Source organism: Peterkaempfera bronchialis (assembly GCF_003258605.2).
GTDB lineage: Bacteria > Actinomycetota > Actinomycetes > Streptomycetales > Streptomycetaceae > Peterkaempfera > Peterkaempfera bronchialis.
Window position 1 is genome coordinate 1025048 of record NZ_CP031264.1, and the last position, 19538, is coordinate 1044585.

At 71.3% G+C, this 19538-nt stretch carries 18 protein-coding genes; 9 read left to right on the forward strand and 9 right to left on the reverse strand.

Features of this window, described 5'->3' with window-relative positions:
• Positions 1–34: 34 nt before the first annotated feature.
• The 3 genes from C7M71_RS04460 (at position 35) to C7M71_RS04470 (ending at position 2740) form a co-directional block, all read left to right on the forward strand.
• Complete coding sequence (locus C7M71_RS04460) at positions 35–583, forward strand: cysteine hydrolase family protein (RefSeq protein WP_111490385.1); 549 nt, start codon at positions 35–37, stop codon at positions 581–583.
• 57 nt (positions 584–640) lie between these two features.
• Positions 641–1312 carry an SDR family oxidoreductase gene (locus tag C7M71_RS04465; RefSeq protein ID WP_229758537.1) on the forward strand — a complete coding sequence of 224 codons (672 nt, stop codon included), beginning with the start codon at positions 641–643 and terminating at the stop codon, positions 1310–1312.
• Between the two features lie 330 nt (positions 1313–1642).
• Positions 1643–2740 (forward strand): helix-turn-helix domain-containing protein, encoded by a 1098-nt coding sequence (locus C7M71_RS04470; protein ID WP_111490386.1) that lies wholly within the window; start codon positions 1643–1645, stop codon positions 2738–2740.
• A gap of 126 nt (positions 2741–2866) precedes the next feature.
• Here C7M71_RS04470 and C7M71_RS04475 read toward each other — a convergent pair whose 3' ends face one another.
• Positions 2867–5671 carry a M36 family metallopeptidase gene (locus tag C7M71_RS04475; protein ID WP_162824132.1) on the reverse strand — a complete coding sequence of 935 codons (2805 nt, stop codon included), beginning with the start codon at positions 5669–5671 and terminating at the stop codon, positions 2867–2869.
• A gap of 962 nt (positions 5672–6633) precedes the next feature.
• On the opposite strand from C7M71_RS04475, the gene C7M71_RS04480 reads away from it, so the two are divergent.
• On the forward strand, positions 6634–7377 hold the full coding sequence (locus tag C7M71_RS04480; protein WP_111490388.1) for an IclR family transcriptional regulator: 744 nt from the start codon (positions 6634–6636) through the stop codon (positions 7375–7377).
• A gap of 68 nt (positions 7378–7445) precedes the next feature.
• On the opposite strand, the gene C7M71_RS04485 is transcribed toward C7M71_RS04480, so the two are convergent.
• Positions 7446–7991, reverse strand: a complete 546-nt coding sequence (locus tag C7M71_RS04485; protein ID WP_407675860.1) for an aggregation-promoting factor C-terminal-like domain-containing protein — start codon at positions 7989–7991, stop codon at positions 7446–7448.
• A 522-nt stretch (positions 7992–8513) separates the two neighbouring features.
• Here C7M71_RS04485 and C7M71_RS04490 point away from each other — a divergent pair.
• Positions 8514–9173 (forward strand): winged helix-turn-helix domain-containing protein, encoded by a 660-nt coding sequence (locus tag C7M71_RS04490; RefSeq protein WP_111493763.1) that lies wholly within the window; start codon positions 8514–8516, stop codon positions 9171–9173.
• Between the two features lie 128 nt (positions 9174–9301).
• Positions 9302–10675 carry an MFS transporter gene (locus C7M71_RS04495; RefSeq protein ID WP_229759048.1) on the forward strand — a complete coding sequence of 458 codons (1374 nt, stop codon included), beginning with the start codon at positions 9302–9304 and terminating at the stop codon, positions 10673–10675.
• Between the two features lie 101 nt (positions 10676–10776).
• Here the strand turns inward: C7M71_RS04495 and C7M71_RS04500 are convergent, their stop codons facing one another.
• From C7M71_RS04500 to C7M71_RS04520, 5 genes are all read right to left on the reverse strand, one after another.
• Positions 10777–12219, reverse strand: coding sequence for a hypothetical protein (locus C7M71_RS04500; RefSeq protein WP_111493765.1), 1443 nt, complete (start codon positions 12217–12219; stop codon positions 10777–10779).
• 49 nt (positions 12220–12268) lie between these two features.
• Entirely contained in the window at positions 12269–12889 is a 621-nt protein-coding gene (locus tag C7M71_RS04505; RefSeq protein ID WP_111493767.1) for a nucleoside/nucleotide kinase family protein, read from the reverse strand.
• A complete protein-coding gene (locus C7M71_RS04510) occupies positions 12886–13491 on the reverse strand; it encodes an AAA family ATPase (RefSeq protein WP_111493769.1) in 606 nt (201 codons plus the stop codon). Before C7M71_RS04510 ends, C7M71_RS04505 begins: the two co-directional genes overlap by 4 nt.
• A 120-nt stretch (positions 13492–13611) precedes the next feature.
• On the reverse strand, positions 13612–14460 hold the full coding sequence (locus C7M71_RS04515; RefSeq protein ID WP_111493771.1) for an NAD(P)-dependent oxidoreductase: 849 nt from the start codon (positions 14458–14460) through the stop codon (positions 13612–13614).
• Positions 14457–15125 carry an HAD family hydrolase gene (locus C7M71_RS04520; protein WP_111493773.1) on the reverse strand — a complete coding sequence of 223 codons (669 nt, stop codon included), beginning with the start codon at positions 15123–15125 and terminating at the stop codon, positions 14457–14459. Before C7M71_RS04520 ends, C7M71_RS04515 begins: the two co-directional genes overlap by 4 nt.
• Before the next feature lie 170 nt (positions 15126–15295).
• Between C7M71_RS04520 and C7M71_RS04525 the strand changes: the two genes are divergently transcribed.
• Positions 15296–16378, forward strand: a complete 1083-nt coding sequence (locus tag C7M71_RS04525) for a glycoside hydrolase family 19 protein (RefSeq protein WP_114914184.1) — start codon at positions 15296–15298, stop codon at positions 16376–16378.
• Here C7M71_RS04525 and C7M71_RS04530 read toward each other — a convergent pair.
• Positions 16321–17154, reverse strand: coding sequence for a phosphatase PAP2 family protein (locus tag C7M71_RS04530; protein WP_229758539.1), 834 nt, complete (start codon positions 17152–17154; stop codon positions 16321–16323). The genes C7M71_RS04525 and C7M71_RS04530 overlap by 58 nt on opposite strands.
• Positions 17155–17473: 319 nt before the next feature.
• Between C7M71_RS04530 and C7M71_RS04535 the strand changes: the two genes are divergently transcribed.
• Positions 17474–17950 carry a YbaK/EbsC family protein gene (locus C7M71_RS04535; RefSeq protein WP_111491007.1) on the forward strand — a complete coding sequence of 159 codons (477 nt, stop codon included), beginning with the start codon at positions 17474–17476 and terminating at the stop codon, positions 17948–17950.
• Between the two features lie 219 nt (positions 17951–18169).
• A complete protein-coding gene (locus tag C7M71_RS04540; RefSeq protein ID WP_229758540.1) occupies positions 18170–19108 on the forward strand; it encodes a serine hydrolase in 939 nt (312 codons plus the stop codon).
• A 59-nt stretch (positions 19109–19167) separates the two neighbouring features.
• Here the strand turns inward: C7M71_RS04540 and C7M71_RS04545 are convergent, their stop codons facing one another.
• A complete protein-coding gene (locus C7M71_RS04545) occupies positions 19168–19515 on the reverse strand; it encodes a MazG-like family protein (protein ID WP_111491008.1) in 348 nt (115 codons plus the stop codon).
• Between the last annotated feature and the right edge of the window lie 23 nt (positions 19516–19538).

Here is a 19538-nt window from a genome sequence, read left to right on the forward strand (position 1 = left end):
GACAGGACCCGCCGCGAAACACCAAGGACGAACCGTGACCAACTCCGCCCTGCTCGTGATGGACGTCCAGAAGGCCATCACCGACCGCATCCCCGACCCCGACTACACGCCCCGCCTCGCACGCGCCGTCGCCGCGGCCCGATCCGCAGGCGTACCCGTGGTGTTCGTCGTCATCGGCTTCCGCCCCGGCCGTCCGGAGACCAAGTCCAGCCCGCTCTTCAGCGCCCTGCCCGACGGAGCCTTCACCGACGGCGACCCCCAAGCCGCCATCCACCCGGACGTCGCGCCCCGCCCCGGCGAGTGCATCGTCACCAAGAAGCGCGTCAGCGCCTTCGCCGGCAGCGACCTCGACCTGGTGCTGCGCGGCGGCGCCATCGACCACCTGGTCCTGACCGGCCTCGCCACCAGCGGCGTCGTCCTGTCCACCCTCCGCCAGGCCGCCGACCTCGACTACCGCCTCACCGTCCTGGCCGACGGCTGTGGCGACGCCGACCCCGAGGTCCACCGGGTGCTGACGGAGAAGGTCTTCCGGCGCCAGGCCGACGTCACCACCGTCGACGCCTGGATCTCCGACCTCACCTGACACCACGCCCCACGCCGACAGCGGAGGACCGGGGCGCGTCACCCACCCGAGGCGAGGATGGCGACGGTCTCGGCGGCGCTCTCGGCCCTGCGGTCCCAGCGCCGCCGACCGCGTGCGGGGCGGGTGTGCGGGTGGTTCGCTGAATGGAGGAGGCCGAGTCGCCGTCGTCACCGGAGCCTCCAGCGGTATCGGCGAGGCGTCCGCCGCACACCTGGCGGCGCCGACCTGCTGTTCAACAACGCCGGGGTGATGCTGCCCGCCCCGATCAAGGAGCTGCGCACCGACCAGTGGGAGCAGCAGATCGACCTCAACGTCGCCGGTCTGATGCATGCCATCGGCGCGTTCACCCCGCAGCTGGTCGAGGCCGCCGCCGAACGCGGCGTGGCCGACCTGATCAACACCTCCTCCATCGCGGCGCAGAACATCTTCCCGAATGTCGCGGTGTACTCCGCCACCAAGGCGTACGTCACCCATCTCTCCCGCCACCTGCGGGTGGAGCTGGGACCCCGGGGGGTGCGGGTCGCGGCCATCGAACCGGGCATCGTCGGGACCGAGTTGCAGAGCCATGTCACCGATGCGGGCGCGCTTCAGTGGCTGGACGGGTCCAAGGAGACGATGGAGTGGCTGACCCCGCAGGACATCGCCGAGATCGTCGGCTTCATCGCCGCGCTGCCGCCCCGGGTGAACCTGCAGCAGACCACCATCATGCCCACGGGGCAGGCCGGCTGACCCGCCCCGGTCCGCCGGACCCCCGGTGCGGGGAGGCGGGGACAGGAGGCGAGATAGCCGGAAAAGTAGGGATCGCGCCACACCGGGCCACCGCCCCCCGGAACTGTACATCTTCCCTGCTCAGCGCCGTGTGGGGGGTGGTCACCGGCCCGGCCGGGTGCGGCGGCGGCGCTGCGCGGACCTTCATTCACGAGATGACCTCTGGCGCTGGGGGACTGTGGCGAGTCAAGATCTCCTATCCGACGGCTCCACCTGGCCAGAAACCGGCCATGCGCGAGCCACATACGGCAACGGGGACCAGTACACGAGCGGAGAGGGAAGAGGAGCGCCATGCTCGATGCGGCCGGTCTCGATCCTGTGGAAGTACGCGCATACCGCAGCCTGGTCAAAATGCCGGCGGCCACGCCGCCCCAACTCGCCCGCCGACTCGGCCTGTCCGGTCACGAGGCAGCCGCGCTTCTCGACACGCTGGAGGCCAAGGGGCTGGTGAGCCGTGCCGCGGGCTCGGCGCACCGGTTCCGGGCGGCGCCTCCGGACCTGGCTCTCGGCCCGCTCCTGCTGAGCAGGCAGCAGGAGCTCCAGGCCGTGCAGTCCGTGGTGGCGCAGCTCACCGAGGAGTACCGCAGTGAGGCGGGGCGCCGGGGCTCGACCGAGATGATCGAGGCCATCAGCGGGACACCGGCGATAGCCCGGATGTTCGACCAGTTGCAGCGAGGCGCCCGGGACGAGGTCCTGGCGCTGTGCAAGCCACCGAATGTGGCGATATCGCCCCAGGGGAACGACACCGAACTCGGTGTGCTGGCCTCGGGCGTGCGCTACCGGGCGGTCTATGAGCGGGCGGCGCTGGAGGTGCGGCCCGAGGTGTACCGGATCCGCGAGTTCATCCGGCACGGTGAACAAGCCCGTGTCACGACGGAGATTCCGGCCAAGTTGGTGATCGCGGACCGATCGCTGGCCCTGCTGATCTCCTCACCGCCGGGGTCCACCTACCCCGGCCCCGGCCCGCAGGATCCGCCGGACACCCGGTCCGACTGGGCGGAGGACGAATACTCCGGCGGAGTGTTCGACGAAGCACCCGACGAGGCACCCGACGAGGCACCCGACGAGCCGTCCGCCGTGCTGATCCACCCGGGCCTGCTGCTCGACGCCCTGGTCGCCTTCTTCGAGGCGCTGTGGGCGGGCGCCGCCCCGCTGCTGCTCACCGAGGACGGGTGGATCGGGGAGCGGAGTCCCGGGCAGGCTCCCCCGCCGGAGGACCTGCTGCTGATCTCGCTGCTGCTCACCGGGCTGACCGATGGCGCAATCGCCGGTCAGCTGGGCCTGAGCCTGCGTACCGTGCAGCGTCGGATCCGCGACCTGCTGGAGTCCACCGGGGTCCGGACCCGGATGCAGCTGGCCTGGGAGGCGGCCCGCCACGGCTGGCTGTGACCCCCTTCTCCGATCGGGTCCTCGTACGATCAGGGGCCCTCGGCCCGGTGCTGCCGGGTCGAGGGCCCCTTCACGAGGACTCACACGGAGGGCTCAGGTGCCGATCGCACCCTCGCTACCGCTGGATTACTTCTCGAAGACCTGGAACTCCGACGCCCGGACGTCGAACGCCGACAGGGAGCCGGTGGCGCAGTCGGTGACGTTGTTCGGGTCGTTGTCCTGCTTGCCCGCGTACGCCGGAGCACCGACGCACTGGTTGGTGATCGCCTCGAAGCGCAGGTCGGTCGCCGTGGTCGCGGGGATGTCGAAGCTGTGCATCGTCAGGTCCGGCGCCACCGGGCGGGGCTTGACCGCCGAGAAGGCATCGGCCGGGCTGAGGTAGACGACGTGGAACTGCGTGGACTTCGAGCAGTCGACGGTCGCGGTGCGGGTGCAGGCCGAGACCTCGAACCGGCGGAGGGCCGAGAAGCGGCTCTGCGCGGCGGTGTCGCCACCCGGGTCCTTGCTGTCGGTCGGCCGGTTGATGGCGCTGACCTGGATGCGGCGGACCTTGACCGGAGCGTCGACGGCCAGGTGGATGTTGACACCCTTGCCGGTCACCGACGTCTTGGTCGACTCACCGACGAAGGCCCAGTTGGTGCCCTCGTCCTCGTCGATCAGCTTGACCAGGTTGAGCCCGTCACCGGTGGCGGTGGCACCGGCCGCCGCAGAGGCGAGGTTGGGCTGCATCTTGATCTTGACGTTCTGCTTGGAGCCGTCGTCCACCTGGAAGTCGAACCGGGTCAGACCGAAGCCCGGGGCGACCGCGATGGCGTCGTAGTGGCCCTTGGCGAAGAGCGCCTTGTTGCTCAGGTCAGCGGTCGTACCGGCGATCGGGGTGGTCCGAGCGCTGAACTGGCCGATGTAGATCTTGGCGTTGGGGATGTCCTCGCCGCCGTTGACGACCTTGAAGGTCACCGTGCTGTTCGGCGCGGCCGGGGTGGCGAAGTCCGCGTGCGGACGGGTGTCGCTGGTGGAGAGGGCGGTGGCGTCGATGCCCAGGCCGCGCTGTGCGAACGCGCCCCACATGACGTCGAGGTCCTCACCGTGGAAGCGGATCTTGTCCGCGGCGAGCATCGCGTCACGGGCGTCCACCATGGTGATCTTGCCCGAGGCCATCAGCAGGTACGAGTCGAACATCAGCTGGATCCAGCGACGACCGCCACCGCACTGCTCGACCGCGGTCTTGCCGGCTGCGCACGCGGCGGCGACCTTCTTGGTCGCCTCGCCGTACTTGCCGACCAGCGCCTGGCGCACCTCGTACTGCACGGCGTTCCAGATCTCGCCGTCGGAGTGCACCTCCGGCCCGGCCATGTCGAACCCGAAGTTGGAGTAGTTGAGCGGGTTCTTGTCGATCGCGAAGTTACGGATGCCGCGCTCGTTGTTGGCGGTCACGTAGGGGCCGACCACCCAGGGGTCGACGCCCGCCGGGACGGCGCCGGTCTCGATCAGCCGCTCGCTGGCGACCAGGTCGCTCCAGGACTCGCCCATGGAGCCACCGTGGGTGCCGGAGATGCCGGCGTCGGGGCCGCCGATCATCCGGTTGGTGATGGCGTGGGTGTACTCGTGGCCGATGACCGAGGCGTCGAAGTCACCGTCGGCGCAGCGCCCGTAGAAGGAGCCGGCCAGCGGCTGCCACAGGTACATGTTGGTCAGCGCCACGCCGCCCTCGGCGCCGGTGCTCTGGTTGGCGTTGTTGCGGGTGCTCGGGGTGTTGGCACCGGAGCGGGCGTTGCCCATCTCCGGGTCGCCGCCCTTGCCGCCCAGGCCGTAGTTGTCGCTCTGCATGTTCCAGGCCGTCTCGGTGAACCCGAGGTGGTAGGAGAAGTCATGCATGCCGTTGTGCTGGACGAACAGGTTGCCGACAGCGGCGTCCCGGTCCGGCTGGGACGGGTCGGTCAGCACCTTGGGGTCGCAGCCGCTGGCGTGCCAGGCGTCGGTGTACGAGTAGTCGTACACCCGGTCCGGCCGCACGTCAGGCGTGACATTGAGCCAGTTGCGCCCGTTGGACGCCTTGCCGTCGCTGGAGAAGGCGTTGGCGCCGAGCGTGGTGCCCAGCTTGTAGTAGCTGCCGTAGGTGCCGCCACCCTCGCCGGTGGCGATGTCCCACGCGTGGTGCGGCGCACCCGGCGCGTCCTCGCTGACCGCCTTGTCACAGCCCGGTCCCTGCACCCAGCAGTAGGTCTCCCGGGTGTCGGCGGAGGAGTCGTTCAGCGGCGGCGAGAAGGGGAACGCCTTCCACTGCGGGTTGCCGTCGTGCCCGTCGGCGACCTCGTCCTCGACCAGCGACTCGCGGGCCAGCACCTCGCCGGTGCGGGCGTCCACGACGATGTCGTACATCTCCGGGTCTTCGCTGGCGCTGCCGACCTGCACCTGGTACGCGGAGCGCACCGTGCCATCAGGGTCGGCGACGACGACCGGGCGGGCCAGCTGAGTGCCGGCCAGGCCCGCGGCCTCGTACCTGTGCCACCTCCCGGTGCCCTCGCTCTGGGTCAGCTTGCCGGGCGACAGCGTCACATCGGCCAGCGCCGCCTTGATGGCGTCCTGCTCCGAGAGGGTCGCCGCCTTGGGCGTACCGGTGATCGGGGCGAGCGCGCCGGTGACGCTGACCACGCTGCCGTCGACCACGCCGACGGAGACCTGACCGTCCCGGGCCAGCGGCTTGCCGTCGACCTCCTGGGCGAGCAGCACCGCAGCGCCCTTGCCGATCGGGCTGACCGACACCAGCTTGAGGGCGTCGACCTGGGCGGCGGTGACGCCGAACAGTTCCGCGTTGGTCTTGAGGTATGCGCGAGCCGCCTGCTCCGGCTTGGTCGGCAGCCCCTTCGCCAGGGTGTCACCGTTGCCGTCCGGCACGACCGTGGTCGGCGTGCCGTAACGGCTCCAGCTCACCCGGGCCTTGGCCTTGGCTGCCGCGTTTCTTGATTTGGCCGCCGGGGATCTTACGGCCCCGGGCAGGTCCTTGTCCGCCTTGCCGTGCCGGTGCCCGTTGAGGGCACTCGAGCCCGAGTCCGACGACTTTTGCCGCTCTGAACCCGGGGACGCACCGGCGGACGGTGTCTGTGTCACCGCCACGACGGCTGCCGTGGCAAGAGCCAGGACTGCCTGCCGTATGCGCGCGGAGTTTTTGCGCATTCGTACTCCTCCTTCTGGGACGCCCGGACGGGGATCACCTGTTCGGGTTGCGCGGAGACTGACACGTCGCGAGGCATCGCAGGAACGGTTCCTGCGTGGCGGAAACGCGACACAGCACAGTTCCGCCAACGGAGGGTGCGCCGCAGGCTACGGGGCGTCAGCCCTACTTCGCGGGCCTGGACCCGTGCGGTCGCCCGGCTGAAAGGGGGCCCTCGCGCGGCGGGTGGGGGTCCGAGGCCACGACCGCAGAGGGCGGCGGGCGGGCGGTGGGCGGCGTCGCTCAGGCGGGAGAACGCTTTGGCGGCGGGATTGGTTCACGCCGGGGGCTCCCGGGTGCTCCCGCGTGTACTCGCGTACTCTTGGCTGCCCTGGAGGGACCGGTGACGGCCCCTTGGCGGGGCAAGGGTGAGACGGGGCGGGGCGGCCGCGCTGACGTTGGCTCAGGCAGAAGTCGGAGCACTACTGTCCTGAGCTGTGAGCTGCTCTCCAGGCCGCCGCCCGCCCCGGAGCGGGCGGCGCCGGCTGCTCCCAGGTGACGAGCAGTGTCAACTCCCGCTCATCGGCGGGAAAGTCAGCCGGCGCGACGGCGGCCCCGCCCCACACGGGTCGTACGGCTCCGCGAGCAGCGCCTCGGCCCCGGTCAGGTGTTGCACAGTGCACAACTTCGCCTGCAAGATATGCAACAGCGTCATCGTGGTCGGGTCTCGGAGGGGGCAGCCATGTCCCAGACGGTGCAACGGGCGATCTCGATCGTCGAGTTCATCGCGGAGCGGGCGCGCTCGCTCAACGAGGTCGCGGCCCACCTCGGGATGCACAAGTCGAGCGCCCTGCGGCTGCTCCAGACGCTTGAGGCCAACGGGTTCGCCCGGCGGACGGAGGACGGCCGCTATGTCCTCGGCACCCGGCTGATCTCGCTCGCCCAGCAGTCGCTGGACGCGCTGGACACCCGGCAGGCCGCAGCGCCCCACCTCAGGCGGCTGCACCACGCCTGCGGCCATACGATCCATCTCGCCGAACTCGTCGGCAGCGAGATCGTCTACGCGGACAAGGTCGAGGCGGAGGACGCCGTACGCATCTACTCCCGCATCGGCCGCCCGGCCTCGCTGCACGCCAGCGCCGTCGGCAAGGTGATCATGGCGTTCCTCGATCCGCAGCGGGCCGACCGGCTGCTCTCGGCAGCGGCACTCACCCCGCACACCGGCACGACGTTCACCACCCGCGCCGCCCTCAACGACGAGCTGACCCGGATCCGCACCCGGGGGTGGGCCGTGGACGACGGCGAGTTCGAGGGGTTCGTGAACTGCGTCGCGGCACCGATACGGGACACCACCGGCGCGGTCTGCGGCGCCGTCTCCATCACCTCGCTCAAGGTGATCGCGCCGCTCTCCGAGCTCACCGCACTGGTGCCCGCACTGCTCCGGACCGCCGACGACATCTCCCGCGAACTGGGCTGCACCGGCTGACCGCCCAGGGCGTCCGACGGCAGGCATGAGGCCCCAGGCGGGTGCCTGGGGCCTCGTGCCGGGTGGGATCAGTACCAGTGGTGGGTCTGCCAGAAGGACCAGGCGGCGTTCGGGCTGCCGTAGCGGTCGTTCATGTAGGACAGGGCCCACTTGATCTGGGTGCCGGCGTTGGTCTTCCAGTCGGAGCCGACGGAGGCCATCTTGGAGCCGGGCAGCGCCTGGGCCAGGCCGTAGGCGCCGGAGGAGGCGTTGACCGCCTGCGGGTTCCAGCCGCTCTCATGGCTGATGATCGCGTCGAACGCGGCCCACTGGCCGGCCGGGACCATCGCCTGGGCCGCCCCGCGCGCCCCGCCCGCCGACACCGGGGCCGAGACGGCCAGCCCGCCGTGCCGCACCGCAGCCGAAGCAGCGGAGGCGGTGCCGGTCGCGCCCTGGGCGCGGTCACCGCCGGCGGTGTGGTTCAGGTGGTTGACGTGGTGGACGTGCAGCTGGTGCGCGCTCATCCGGGCCTGCGAGGCGGTCGCGGCCGACGCCGCCGGAGCGGCCGCGGCGGCCAGCGAGGCGAACCCCGCGGTGGCGGCCAGCAGGGCGGCGGACTTATGCAGGCGGGACATGGGGATGCGCTTCACAGTCTGGGACCTCAATCGGTTCACTGGGCAGCCGGGCCTCGCGGCTCCTGGCGCCCGTGGCACCCGTTTCGGTTCGGTGTGCCGGAGGGGCGCCGGGCTCTTGCGAACCCGCCGACGCCGTCGGACTCGGCCCAGTCTTAGCGACCCGCCCGAACCCCGACAAACCCCCTCCTACGACCCCGCCCCGTAGCCGACCGGACCCCCGCACCCGCCCCCGACCCCGCGAAACCACCCCCGCCGGACCCCGGACCGCCCCTCGCGGACGACCGCGCCGGACCGCCGCCCCTCCCTCACCAGCCCATTTGCCCGTGATTCGCCGCATGTGCGGCTTAAACACGCAGATGCCCGAAATCAGATGTTTATTCTGCGACCGGCACCCCACCGGCCGTCTACGAGCAAGCCTCGTACACCCACGAATCCCTGTGAGCCTCTTCACGTGCGAGGCCCCCGCAGAGGCATTGCAAAGGGATGTTTGCAAAGAAGTCTTTGGGAATCTATCGTCTCCGCATGCACGAGAAGCACCCTCCGCCCTCCCCCTCCCCCTCCCCCTCCCCCTCCGACGCCGTCCTCGACGCCGGAGGTCTGCGCGCGCTGTCCCACCCCGTACGGCTGCGGCTGCTGGGACTGCTGCGGCAGTACGGACCGTCGACGGCCACCAGGCTGGCCGAGCACCTGGGGCTCACCTCCGGAGCGACCAGCTACCACCTGCGTCGACTCGCCGCCGCCGGGTTCGTGGAGGAGGACACCGAGCGGGGCAGTGCGCGGGAACGCTGGTGGCGGTCCATGCACCAGACGACCCGGTTCGACGACATGGCGCTGGCCGAGCAGGAGCCCGAGGCGGCCCAGGCGTACCGCCAGTCCGTCGCCGCCGCGCACACGCTGCGCACCCAGCGGGCGCTGGGAGAGCTCCGGACGATGCCGCGCGCCTGGCGGGAGGCGTTCGACATCAGCGACTGGGCACTGCGGCTCACCCCCGGGGAGGCCGCCGCGCTCCATGGCGAGCTGGTGGCGGTCATCGCCCGCTACCGGCGGGACTCGCCGGAGGACGCGGCGGGCGCTCCGGCCGAGGCGCAGCGGGTCATGCTGATCGCCCACCTGTTGCCCGAGCCGGACGTAACCGCGTCGGCCGAAGGCTCCGAAGGTGCGACCGGGGCGGAGGCACCGTGACCGCCGCACCTCCCGCGCCGATACCCGCGTCCGCCGACGCCCCCGTCGATGTCCCCGCAGCCGTCCCCGCAGCCGTCGCCGCAGGCCCGGACCCGGGCGCCGACCCGGGCGCAGGCGGTCGCCGGGAACTGCGACCCCTGGCCGGGGTACTCACCGCCATGGCGGTGTCGCTGACCGGCACCCGGATCTCCGCCGTCGCGCTGCCCTGGTTCGTCCTCGCCACCACCGGCAGCGCCACCCGGACCGGGCTGGTCGCCTTCTGCGAGATGGCCCCCTACGTCCTGGTCAAGGCGCTCACCGGACCGCTGCTGGACCGGGTCGGCCCGCGCCGCGTCTCCTGGATCACGGACGCGGTGAGCGCTGCGGCCGCCGCGCTCATCCCGCTGCTGCACGCCCTGGGCGTCTTCTCCTTCGGGCTGCTGCTGGCGCTGGTCGCCGTCATCGGCGCGGTACGCGGCCCGGGCGACCTGGCCAAGCACATCATGGTCCCCGAGTCGGCCGACCTCAGCCGGGTGCCGCTGGAACGGGCGACCGGGCTGGCCGGTGTCACCGAACGGCTCGCCTCCACCATCGGCCCGGCGGCGGGCGGTTCGCTGGTCGCCCTGCTCGGCCCGCTCACCGGCGTCGCCGTCAACGCGGTCTGCTTCGCGCTCGGCTCGGTGGTGGTCGGGCTGGTCCTGCCGCGCGGCATGGGCCGGTCGGCCACGTCGCAGAGCGACACCTCCGCCGACCCGGCCGAGCCGGGCTACTGGAGCCGGTTCGGCGAGGGCCTGCGCTTCCTGCGCGGCGAACCGCTGCTGCTCACCGTGATCGTCATGGTCGGCATCACCAATCTGCTGGACGCGGCCTTCATGACGGTGCTGGTACCCGTCTGGGCCAAGGACTCCGGCGGCGGCCCGACGGCCATCGGCCTCACCGGCAGCGCCTGGGGCATCGCAGCGGTGGGCGGCTCGCTGATCGCGGCGGCGGTCGCGCACCGGATGCGGCGCCGGGTGGTCTTCTTCGCCGGGTTCCTGCTCGCGGGGGCGCCCCGGTTCCTGGTGCTGGCCCTCGGCGCACCGATGTGGGCGGTACTGGCCGTCTTCGCCGTGGGCGGCTTCGGCGCGGGCTTCCTCAACCCCATCCTGGGGGCGGTCTCCTTCGAACGGGTCCCCCGCCGGCTGCTGGGCCGGGTCAACGCCCTGGGCGACTCCATGGCCTGGGCCGGCATCCCCGTCGGCGGACTGATCGCCGGCGCCGCCGTCGCCACCGCCGGCCTCGCCCCCACCCTGCTGGCCGCCGGCGCCGCGTACTTCCTCACCACCAACCTCACGGGCCTGCGGCCGGAGTGGAAGGAGATGGACCGCCTGCGCGGCAGAGGCACGGCAACCGACCCAGCAATGCCCGCCGAACCGGCCCCGCCCCGCCCGCTACAGATCCCACCCCCTCACCACGGCACGGACGGCCGGTCCGCCGCTCGACCAGGGCGGAGAGATCCGCGGCGGAGGTCGTCAGACGGGTGATCTGCGGAACCTTGCGGGCAGTGCGAGCGGGGCGGCGGCCGACGGGCTGAAGGCGCAGCCGAAATCGTTCCGCCCGGCCCGCACCGCGTCGGGGCGCCTCTTCAGCGCACCAGTTTGCGGATGACCATGCCCACGATGAGTGTGGTGAACAGCAGGCCGGCGGCGGTGAAGGCGACCGCCAGCGCCGTCCAGCCCGGAGAGGTGAGCTGCGAGGGAGCACCGGTTCCCACGTTCAGCCAGAGAGCGACGGCGAGGACAAGCGCCTTCACCATTGCGGACGCGCTCATGAAGCCCTGGCCGGTCCCGTGCAGCGGGCCGGCCAGATGGAGGCAGACGGCCGTGAGCAGGATGCCCAGCAGCAGCACCCGTGCGGGATTGCGGGCACGTACGCCCCACCCGAGGAAGCCGCCCACGACTCCCTGGACGAGGTAGCGCCGAAAACGCGGCAGAAGGGCTGCTTCCCGCTGCCGGGTGAGGTAGTAGAGCTGGTCCACCTCTCGGTTCCTGTTCCGTCTGGCCAGGGCCGCCCTGACGGTCTCCAGAGCTGCCGCCGTCACCTCGGTGAAGGCACGGTCCAGGAAGGAGAGAACCTGGTCCGAGTTACGAAACGTCTGCCCGGTGAGTTCCAGATCGCCCACGCTGGAGTCCTCATCGAGGTCATAACGGGACCGCCCGGTGGGCAGGCCGAGCGCACCTGTGACGGAGGTGCCCCGGAGACCGATCACCGAGGGGGCGCGGGAACCGGCCGTGAGCCGGGCCAGGGTGGAGTTGCGGAAGGACAGCCGGGCCGGTGCCGCCCCCTGGTCGCCCTGCGCCTCCAGATCCCTGACGTCGACCGGGCCCCGGATGTCGCTGTCGGCGATGCAGCTGTCACCCGCAGGGAGCACCAGACCGTTGACGCGTAAGGTGTCACTGCAGCGCAGATCCGTGGTCCTGAGGGGTACATCGAGGCGGACTCGCTTGAGCATCAGCTCCCTCGTGTCGAGGTCGTGCAGCACCAGACCCAAAAGCCACAGGTCGTCGAAGGAGAGGTGTTCGGCGGCATGAAGTCCGTTGATCTCCACCCGGGGCCGCCCGAGGCGCCCGGAGGCCACCTGGCTCTTCAGGGCCATGGCCGCGACCCGTGAGCCGTTGACCCTGACCGATCCCCGCAGAGCAGTCAGCCGCACCGACTGCTCGGCACGCAGCCGCTGGAGGTGGACATCACCGCAGGAGTGGAGGTCAAGGGAGACGAGCGAGGTATCGGTGATCGTGATGTCACAGCCGAGGGACGCGTTGCGGACGGTCAGCCGCCCGATGCGGGAGTTGGTGACCAGGAGGGCGTCGGCCTCGATATGGTCGATGACCAGTTCCTCGATATGGCACGAGCGGACGGTCAGCGGGCCTTCAAGGGACACCTGCTCGAAGGCGATCCGGTCGGCGACCACCGTGTCGAGGAGGAGTGCGGTGTCGATCTCGTCACGGTGGAGGCTGAGACTGCGGTCGGAGACGGTTCGCTGCCGACCGATGGCAGCCAGTTCCTCAAGCGTACGGATGATCCCCACGGGCGGTCCTCTGCCGAGCGTAGTGGACGGGCATGTGATCGCTCCGGCGTCAGTTCCCCTTCGCCTCCGCCGTCGGGTGAAGGTCCAGGACCGACCGCAACTCATCGGGCGTGCAGGCCCGGGGAGCAGCGTGCAGCGCTCTGCCGATCGCTTCGACGGCAGCGTCGACGCTCAGCCTGTCCGTACGGACGATCACGTCGAAAAGGCCGTCGACGTCCGCGCCGAGGAGGTCGGCGGCCGTCTCGGCCCAGGCGGTGAGCCTCTTGGTCGTGTCGGCGTCCCCACGCAGGCGGGAACGCTCCTCGCACACATCCGCCGGTACCCAGAGCAGTACTCGCAGCCAGTCGGCCGCCGCGCCGCCGAGCAGCCGGCGGAGGTCCGCGACATTGCCGATGTGGACCACGGGGATCAGCCCCTGGGAGCGCAGTTCCGCAATGTCGCGCCGGTCGACGGCGTAGACATTGCCGTAGCGGCGCGTCTCCACCACGATGCGGCCCTGGTCCCGGAGCCCGCTCAGCTCCTCCGAGGTGACGAAGCGGTAGCCAGCCGAGCGACCGGAGCCCTGCTTGAGCTTGGTGACCAACCGAAACCTCGGGTCGGCAGCGGAGAGGGCGGACGTGATCGTGTCCTTGCCCGCAGTCGGCGGACCGTAGAGGACGACGCCGCTCATGCCGCCACCTGGAGCCTCTGCGCGGCCGACTCCACCTGCTCGGCCAAGGGGCGGACAGCAGCTATGCGGTTGTCGATCAGGTGGTGGTCGAGCACCGGCCGAAGGCCGAGGTCCATTCCCGATAGATAGGTGGACCAGTGGGTGAGCTTCCAGGTGTCCCGGGACGCGTTGCGCGAGGTGAGCCGCTCCCGCATGGAGTCGGCGTCGCTGTCGATCCAGAAAGTCTCGAAGCGCACACCAAGACGTCGGCAGCGCCGAACGACACGCGCCATCCACTGGCTGTCGGTCGCCTCCCTGATGAACGGTGCCACGGCGACGACGGAGATCCCGCACTCCAGATTCTCCCAGACCGCCTTCAGCAGGCAGTCGTACTCCAGCGGCCTGACCCGCTCGGTGTAGACGTCGCTGTGGCGATCGTCGGGGTCACTGCCGAAGGCCACCAGCAGCTGTTCGGTCAGCGGCCTGGTCAGGGTGTCCTTGTCGAGCATGGCCCAGCCGGTCGACGCCGCCAGCAGCTTCCCCGCTTCGGACTTCCCGGACCCCGCGAAACCGCCCACCAGGGCGAATGTGAGCGTGCTCGGTGCTGTGGTGTCACTGGTCACCCTGCCTCCCCCCGCATCGCTCTCACCGGTGTGCAATCCGTCCGCATCTCCAGCTGACTGCTACTCAGGTAGAGCATACGGGGCTGCGCAGTTCGCCTGAGGGAGATCGCCGAAGGCCGGTCAGGACCCTTCGCGTAGTTGACGCAAGGCGCCCGCGATGTCCAGGTCGATGCCGTCGCGGGCGCCGTCCCATCGGGCGAGCACGGCGGAGGCAGCGCGCATCAACTCGTCCGGCAGACCCACCTCGGCCAGCAGATCGGCGGCCTCGTCCAGTTCCGGCCCCCAGCGCCAGGCGCGACCGGCGGTCTTGGGGATGTAGCCGGTCTCGGCCAGATAGCTCCCCGGGCGCTGCCCTGCGAGGTCGAGCAGTTCGTCGGCGACGCCGCCGGCGTCGGCCACCCCGTACGCCAGGGCCGCCAGGACACGGGATACTTTCTGGTAGCTGGTGTAGGCGAGCTTGAGCGCCGACGCCTTGCCGATCTCCTCCCCCAACGGATGGACGCGTACATCGGTCGAGGCGAAGAGTTCCCGGAGCCGAGCGACCGCCACAGGCGGCCCGGCGGCGTACAGGCGCGGTCGTTTTCCACCGACCGGAGGCGAACCGACCACTGCTGCGTCGACGACCGTCGCGCCCTCCAACAGGTTCGCGATGCGCAGCATGCGTTGCGGAGCGATGGCATTCGCCTCGACGTAGGTCTTTCCGGCAAAGCCGTGCTCCGCGACCTGCCGGGCGACATCCTCGGCCGCCGCCGGGGGGCACAGGGAGATGACGACATCAGCCCGCTCCAGAAGGACGGACAGATCGCGGACCGCCACCAGTCCGGCCGCTTCGGCCCGCGCAGCCGTGGCACTACTGCGTGCTGCGGAGTGCCACAGCACCTCCACGCCACGGCTGCGCAGCTGACCGGCCACCGCCGCGCCCATGCTGCCGGGATGCAGGATTCCGACCGTTGGAGCGGACCGGGTCATTCGACGTTCCTCACCGATCCGGCAGCGGCCAGCAGGTCGATCGCCGCGCGCGCCTCAGCGACCTGACGATCGGGAGGCAGCAGGTCACCGGGCCAGGGGCGTCCCCGGCTGATCCATACCGTACGGAGACCGGCGGCCTGGCCGCCGCCGATGTCATTCACCGGGCTGTCGCCGACCATCCAGATGCCGGCGCCGTCACACACGGCTCCGCAGCGACGCACCGCTTCATGGAACATGGCCGGATCGGGCTTACGCACCCCGATCTCCTCGGAGATGCACACCGCGTCCACATGGTCGGCGATCCGGGTGGCGCGCAGCTTGGCCCACTGGATGTCGGCAGCCCCGTTCGTCGCCACGCCGATCCGCCAACCGTCGGCGCGCAGCCCCTCCAGACCGGACAGCACCTCCTGCGGGCAGACCACCGCAGCGGCGATGTCGGAGCAGTAGCGGTTCCACAGGGCCCCCACGGACTCGTCAAGGACGAACCGCTCACGAACCCGGGCGAAGTGAGCCGGAGTGGCGCGGTCCGCGAGGAGGCCGATGAGCCAGCGTTCGGACCCGGGGCTCAGGCCGTGCCGCGCCTGAAAACGGCCGGCCCACTCTGCGAGCGTGCACTGCCGGTCCACAAGTGTGTTGTCGAGGTCGAAGAGCACCAGGGGCTGCACATCACCAGACTCTACCGATGCCCGCCGGCGCCGGGCAGAGCCTGGCTGGCCACACGCAGGCCGACAAGGCCGGAGTCGCTGCGTGGGGGGATTGGTCTACACCCTTGACAGGTATAGGCCAAGCAAGTTGAGTGACGTCACCCCCCACAGCACTGAGGATGTGTGGTCATATGTCGAAGAAGCGCATCATGGCGTGTCTCTCCGCCGCCGCGTTCGCAGGCGCCCTTGCGGTCGCCGTTCCGGCGGGTTCTGCCTCCGCTGCGGACTGCGCGGCGGCGTGGAATGCCGCCACCGCGTACACGGGCGGTGCGGCGGTCTCGTACGGCGGGCACAACTGGTCGGCGAAGTGGTGGACCCAGAATGAGACGCCCGGCGGGGCCTCCGGGGTCTGGACGGACCAGGGCACCTGCGGCAGCGGGGGCGGGGGCGGCTCGGGGTCCGAGTGCAGCCACCCGGACTGGGTCGCCGGACGGTGGTACGCGACCGGGGACATCGTCCGGTACACCAACGGCGGTCTCTACCGGGCGACGCACGACAACCCGGGCTACGACCCGGTGATCAGCACCTGGTACTGGGAGCCGTACTCCTGCGGAAGCGGCAGCACCGGTGGGGGCGGCACGCCGCCGAGCCAGGGTGGCTTTGTGGTCAGCGAGGCGCAGTTCAACCAGATGTTCCCGGGTCGGAACTCCTTCTACAGCTACAGCGGCCTGACCGCCGCGCTCGGCGCCTACCCCGGCTTCGCCACCACCGGCAGCGACACCGTCAAGAAGCAGGAGGCCGCCGCCTTCCTCGCCAACGTCAGCCACGAGACCGGCGGCCTGGTCTACGTGGTCGAGCAGAACACCGCCAACTACCCCCACTACTGCGACACCGGCCAGCCCTACGGCTGCCCCGCCGGACAAGCCGCCTACTACGGCCGCGGTCCCATCCAACTCAGCTGGAACTTCAACTACAAAGCCGCCGGCGACGCCCTCGGCATCGACCTCCTCCACAACCCCAACCTCGTCCAGACCGACTCCGCCGTCGCCTGGAAGACCGCCCTCTGGTACTGGAACACCCAGACCGGCCCCGGCACCATGACCCCCCACAACGCCATCGTCAACGGCCGCGGCTTCGGCGAGACCATCCGCAGCATCAACGGCTCCCTGGAATGCAACGGCCGCAACCCCGCCCAGGTCCAGAGCCGCATCGACGCCTACCAGCGCTTCACCCAGATCCTCGGCACCACCCCCGGCTCCAACCTCACCTGCTGAGCCTCGGAACCCCCATCGCCGCGCCCCGCGCCGCCCGCCGACCTCACCGACGGGCGGCGCCGGGCCGCCGGCGGATACCTCGGGTTCCAGGTCTCGAAGACGGCGGTGGTGGCGGCCACCACCGCCAGGCCGAGCAGCCAGCCACCGGCCACGTCGCTGACCCAGTGCACGCCGAGCGCCACCCGGGTGTAGCCGACGCCGACGACGGAGACCACGGCTGCGGCCAGGAGCAGCGGGCGCCACCGGCGCGGCACCAGCGGGGCCAGGACCAGCACCAGCACCGTGCAGCAGGTGGCGGCGGTCATCGCATGACCGGAGGGGAAGGAGAAGCCGGGCGCGTGGGCGACCGGGTCCGGCAGCCGGGGGCGGGCGCGGGCGACCGCGTGCTTGACCAGCGCCCCGGTCAGTCCGCTCGCGGTGGTGGTGACGGCGGCCCAGGCGGCGAGCCGCCATGCCCGGCGGCACAGCAGCCGGACGACGAGCGCGGCCACCAGCAGGCGCATGGTCACCGGGGCCCACACCACCTCGGTGAGGAACCGCAGTGCGGAGACCCAGGCGGGGTGGGACAGGGCCTGCCGGTGGAGTCGGTCGGCGGTCCCGGCATCGAGGCGGCGCAGCGGTCCCCAGTGGGTCTCCACCAGCAGCAGGACCAGGCCGAAGAGCGCTGCGGTGAGGAGGAAGGCGACCACGGGCAGCAGCAGCCGCGCCCCCGGCCGCCGGTCGGGGCCGCCGTCTCGGCCGGGGGCGAGCGCCGCCGCCATCCCACGCACTCCCATGGGTGTCAGCCTTACCCCTTTCCGGCGGGTGCAGTACGGCTGCCGCCATACGTCCAGGTCGGGCGGCGGGCGGCTTCCGGATGGTGAACCCGACGGCGGCGGGCATCCGTCTGTACGCGGGCGGCGGGGCGGGGGTGGGGCGCACGGGCAGGAGCGGACGAGTGGGGCGGGGGCGGGGCGGCACAGCGGCGGGCGGCTACCGGATGGTGAACCCGACGGCGGCGGGTATCCGTCTGTACAGCGGCGGGGGCGGGGGCGGGGCCGGACCCGATGCGCTGCCGGGCGGGAACGGTCAGCCACCGCCCACTAGGCTTCACCCATGGAGCATCCGGCAGTTGACCGCGTCAGGGCAGCGCTCAGGGCGGCAGGCGCGGAGGGCGAAGTACGGGTACTGGACGACCAGGTGCGGACCGCCGCTCTGGCCGCCGCCGCGCTCGGCTGCGAGGTGGGTGCCATCGCCAACAGCCTGGTCTTCGACGCCGACGGAGCGCCCGTCCTGGTGCTGACCTCCGGCGCCCACCGGGTGGACACCGCCCTGCTGGCCGCCACCCACGGGCTGCCCGAACTGCGGCGGGCCGCACCGGACTTCGTGCGCGAGCACACCGGTTCGGCCATCGGCGGAGTGGCTCCCGTCGGCCACCCGGAGCCGCTGCGGACCTTTGTGGACGTCGCGCTGGAGCAGTACCCGGTGGTCTGGGCCGCAGCCGGGCATCCCCGCACCGTCTTCCCCACCGCTTACAAGGAGCTGCTGCGCATCACCGGCGGCACGGCGACCGTCGTGGCAGCGGCCGGCTGACGGACTGTCGGCCGGTCGACCCGCCCGCGGACGGCGCGATGCGGGGGTAGCCGTGCGGGACGGCTTCGTTCGGGTCGCCGAGGCGCGGCGCGGACAGCCGTCGAAGGCGGCTGCCCGGCTGCGCGCTTCCGGGTGACGACGGGCTCAGGGTGCGGCAGACTCGCTACACAGTCGAACATCTCTTCTACCGAACACCGCCTCTGTCCGTGGAAGGAACCCATGCTTCTCTCCCCGTTCGGTATGGCACGGCGGATAGCGCCCGCAGCTCTCGCGCTCGCCCTGCTACCCCTGGCCGCCCCCGCACCCGCCGCCCACGCGGCGACCGCACCGAAGCTCTGCACCTCGACCGGCGACCCCAAGCTGGCGGCCAAGCTCTCCCAGGACATTCGCACCGCTCTGTCGGGCCGGGCCGGAAGGGTCTCGGTGACCCTCTGGGACCGGCGCACCGACACCTCCTGCGCGGTGGGCTCCACCTGGCACTACGACTCGGCGAGCGTGGTGAAGGTCACCGTGATGATGGCGGTGCTGCGCCGGGCGCAGGAGCTGAAGCGGAACCTGACCGCGCGCGAGGACGCGCTGATCACCGCGATGATCACCAAGTCGGACAACGATGCCACCACGCAGCTGTGGCAGAGCCTGGGCCGCGCCCGGGTGCAGCGGTTCCTCACGCTGGCGGGCCTCACCCACACCACGCTGAACGCCGGGGGCGCCTGGGGGCTGACCCAGATCACGGCGCAGGACGAGTTGCGGGTGCTGGCCCTGCTGGACGGCGTCAACACGGTACTGACGCCGTCGTCGCGGGCGTATGGGCTGCGGAAGATGGCGGCCGTGGTGGCGTCCCAGCGCTGGGGCACCCCGGCCGGGGCCCCGACCGGGGTCGGCGTGCATGTCAAGAACGGCTGGCTGCCACGGGCCACCCACGGCTGGCGGGTGCACAGCATCGGTGACTTCACCCGGACGAACGGGATGAACTACCGCATGGTGGTGTTGACGCAGGACAACCAGACGATGGCCTATGGCGTGACCACGATCGAGCGGATCGCTCGGGCGATCCACCGCGATCTCAACCCGGGTACCAAGGCGGCCGTCGTCGGGCGCGTACCGATGCTGGGCCCGCAGCGGTCCGACGGCTCGGACCACGGGTCCTTCCGCCGCTGACGCCATCCGATACACCCGCCCGGCGGCCCCTCCGCCGGGCGGAGCGGTGGTGACCGGGGTCAGCGAGGCTCGGGTGAGGCTGCCGGGGCCGGGCCGGCGAGGGACCGGGCGGCGATGCGGCTGAGGTTGTCGGCGAAGACCTGGCGGGCGTCGGGGTTGACGCGGGTGAGGGCGACCATGGCGGTGACGATGACGTCGCACAGTTCGGCCTGGACGTCCTCCCAGGTGTGGGAGTAGCCCTTGCGGGGGTTCTGGCCGGTGGCGCCGATGACGGCCTCGGCGACCTCTCCGGCCTCCTCGGTGATCTTGAGGATCTGGAGGATGGTGCGGGTCTCCGGCGGCAGGTCGCTTCCGGCGTCGAGCCAGGCGACCAGCGAGTCGACGGTATTCCAGGCGGCGTGGTCCACAGGACTCCGATCGGCGAGGCAGA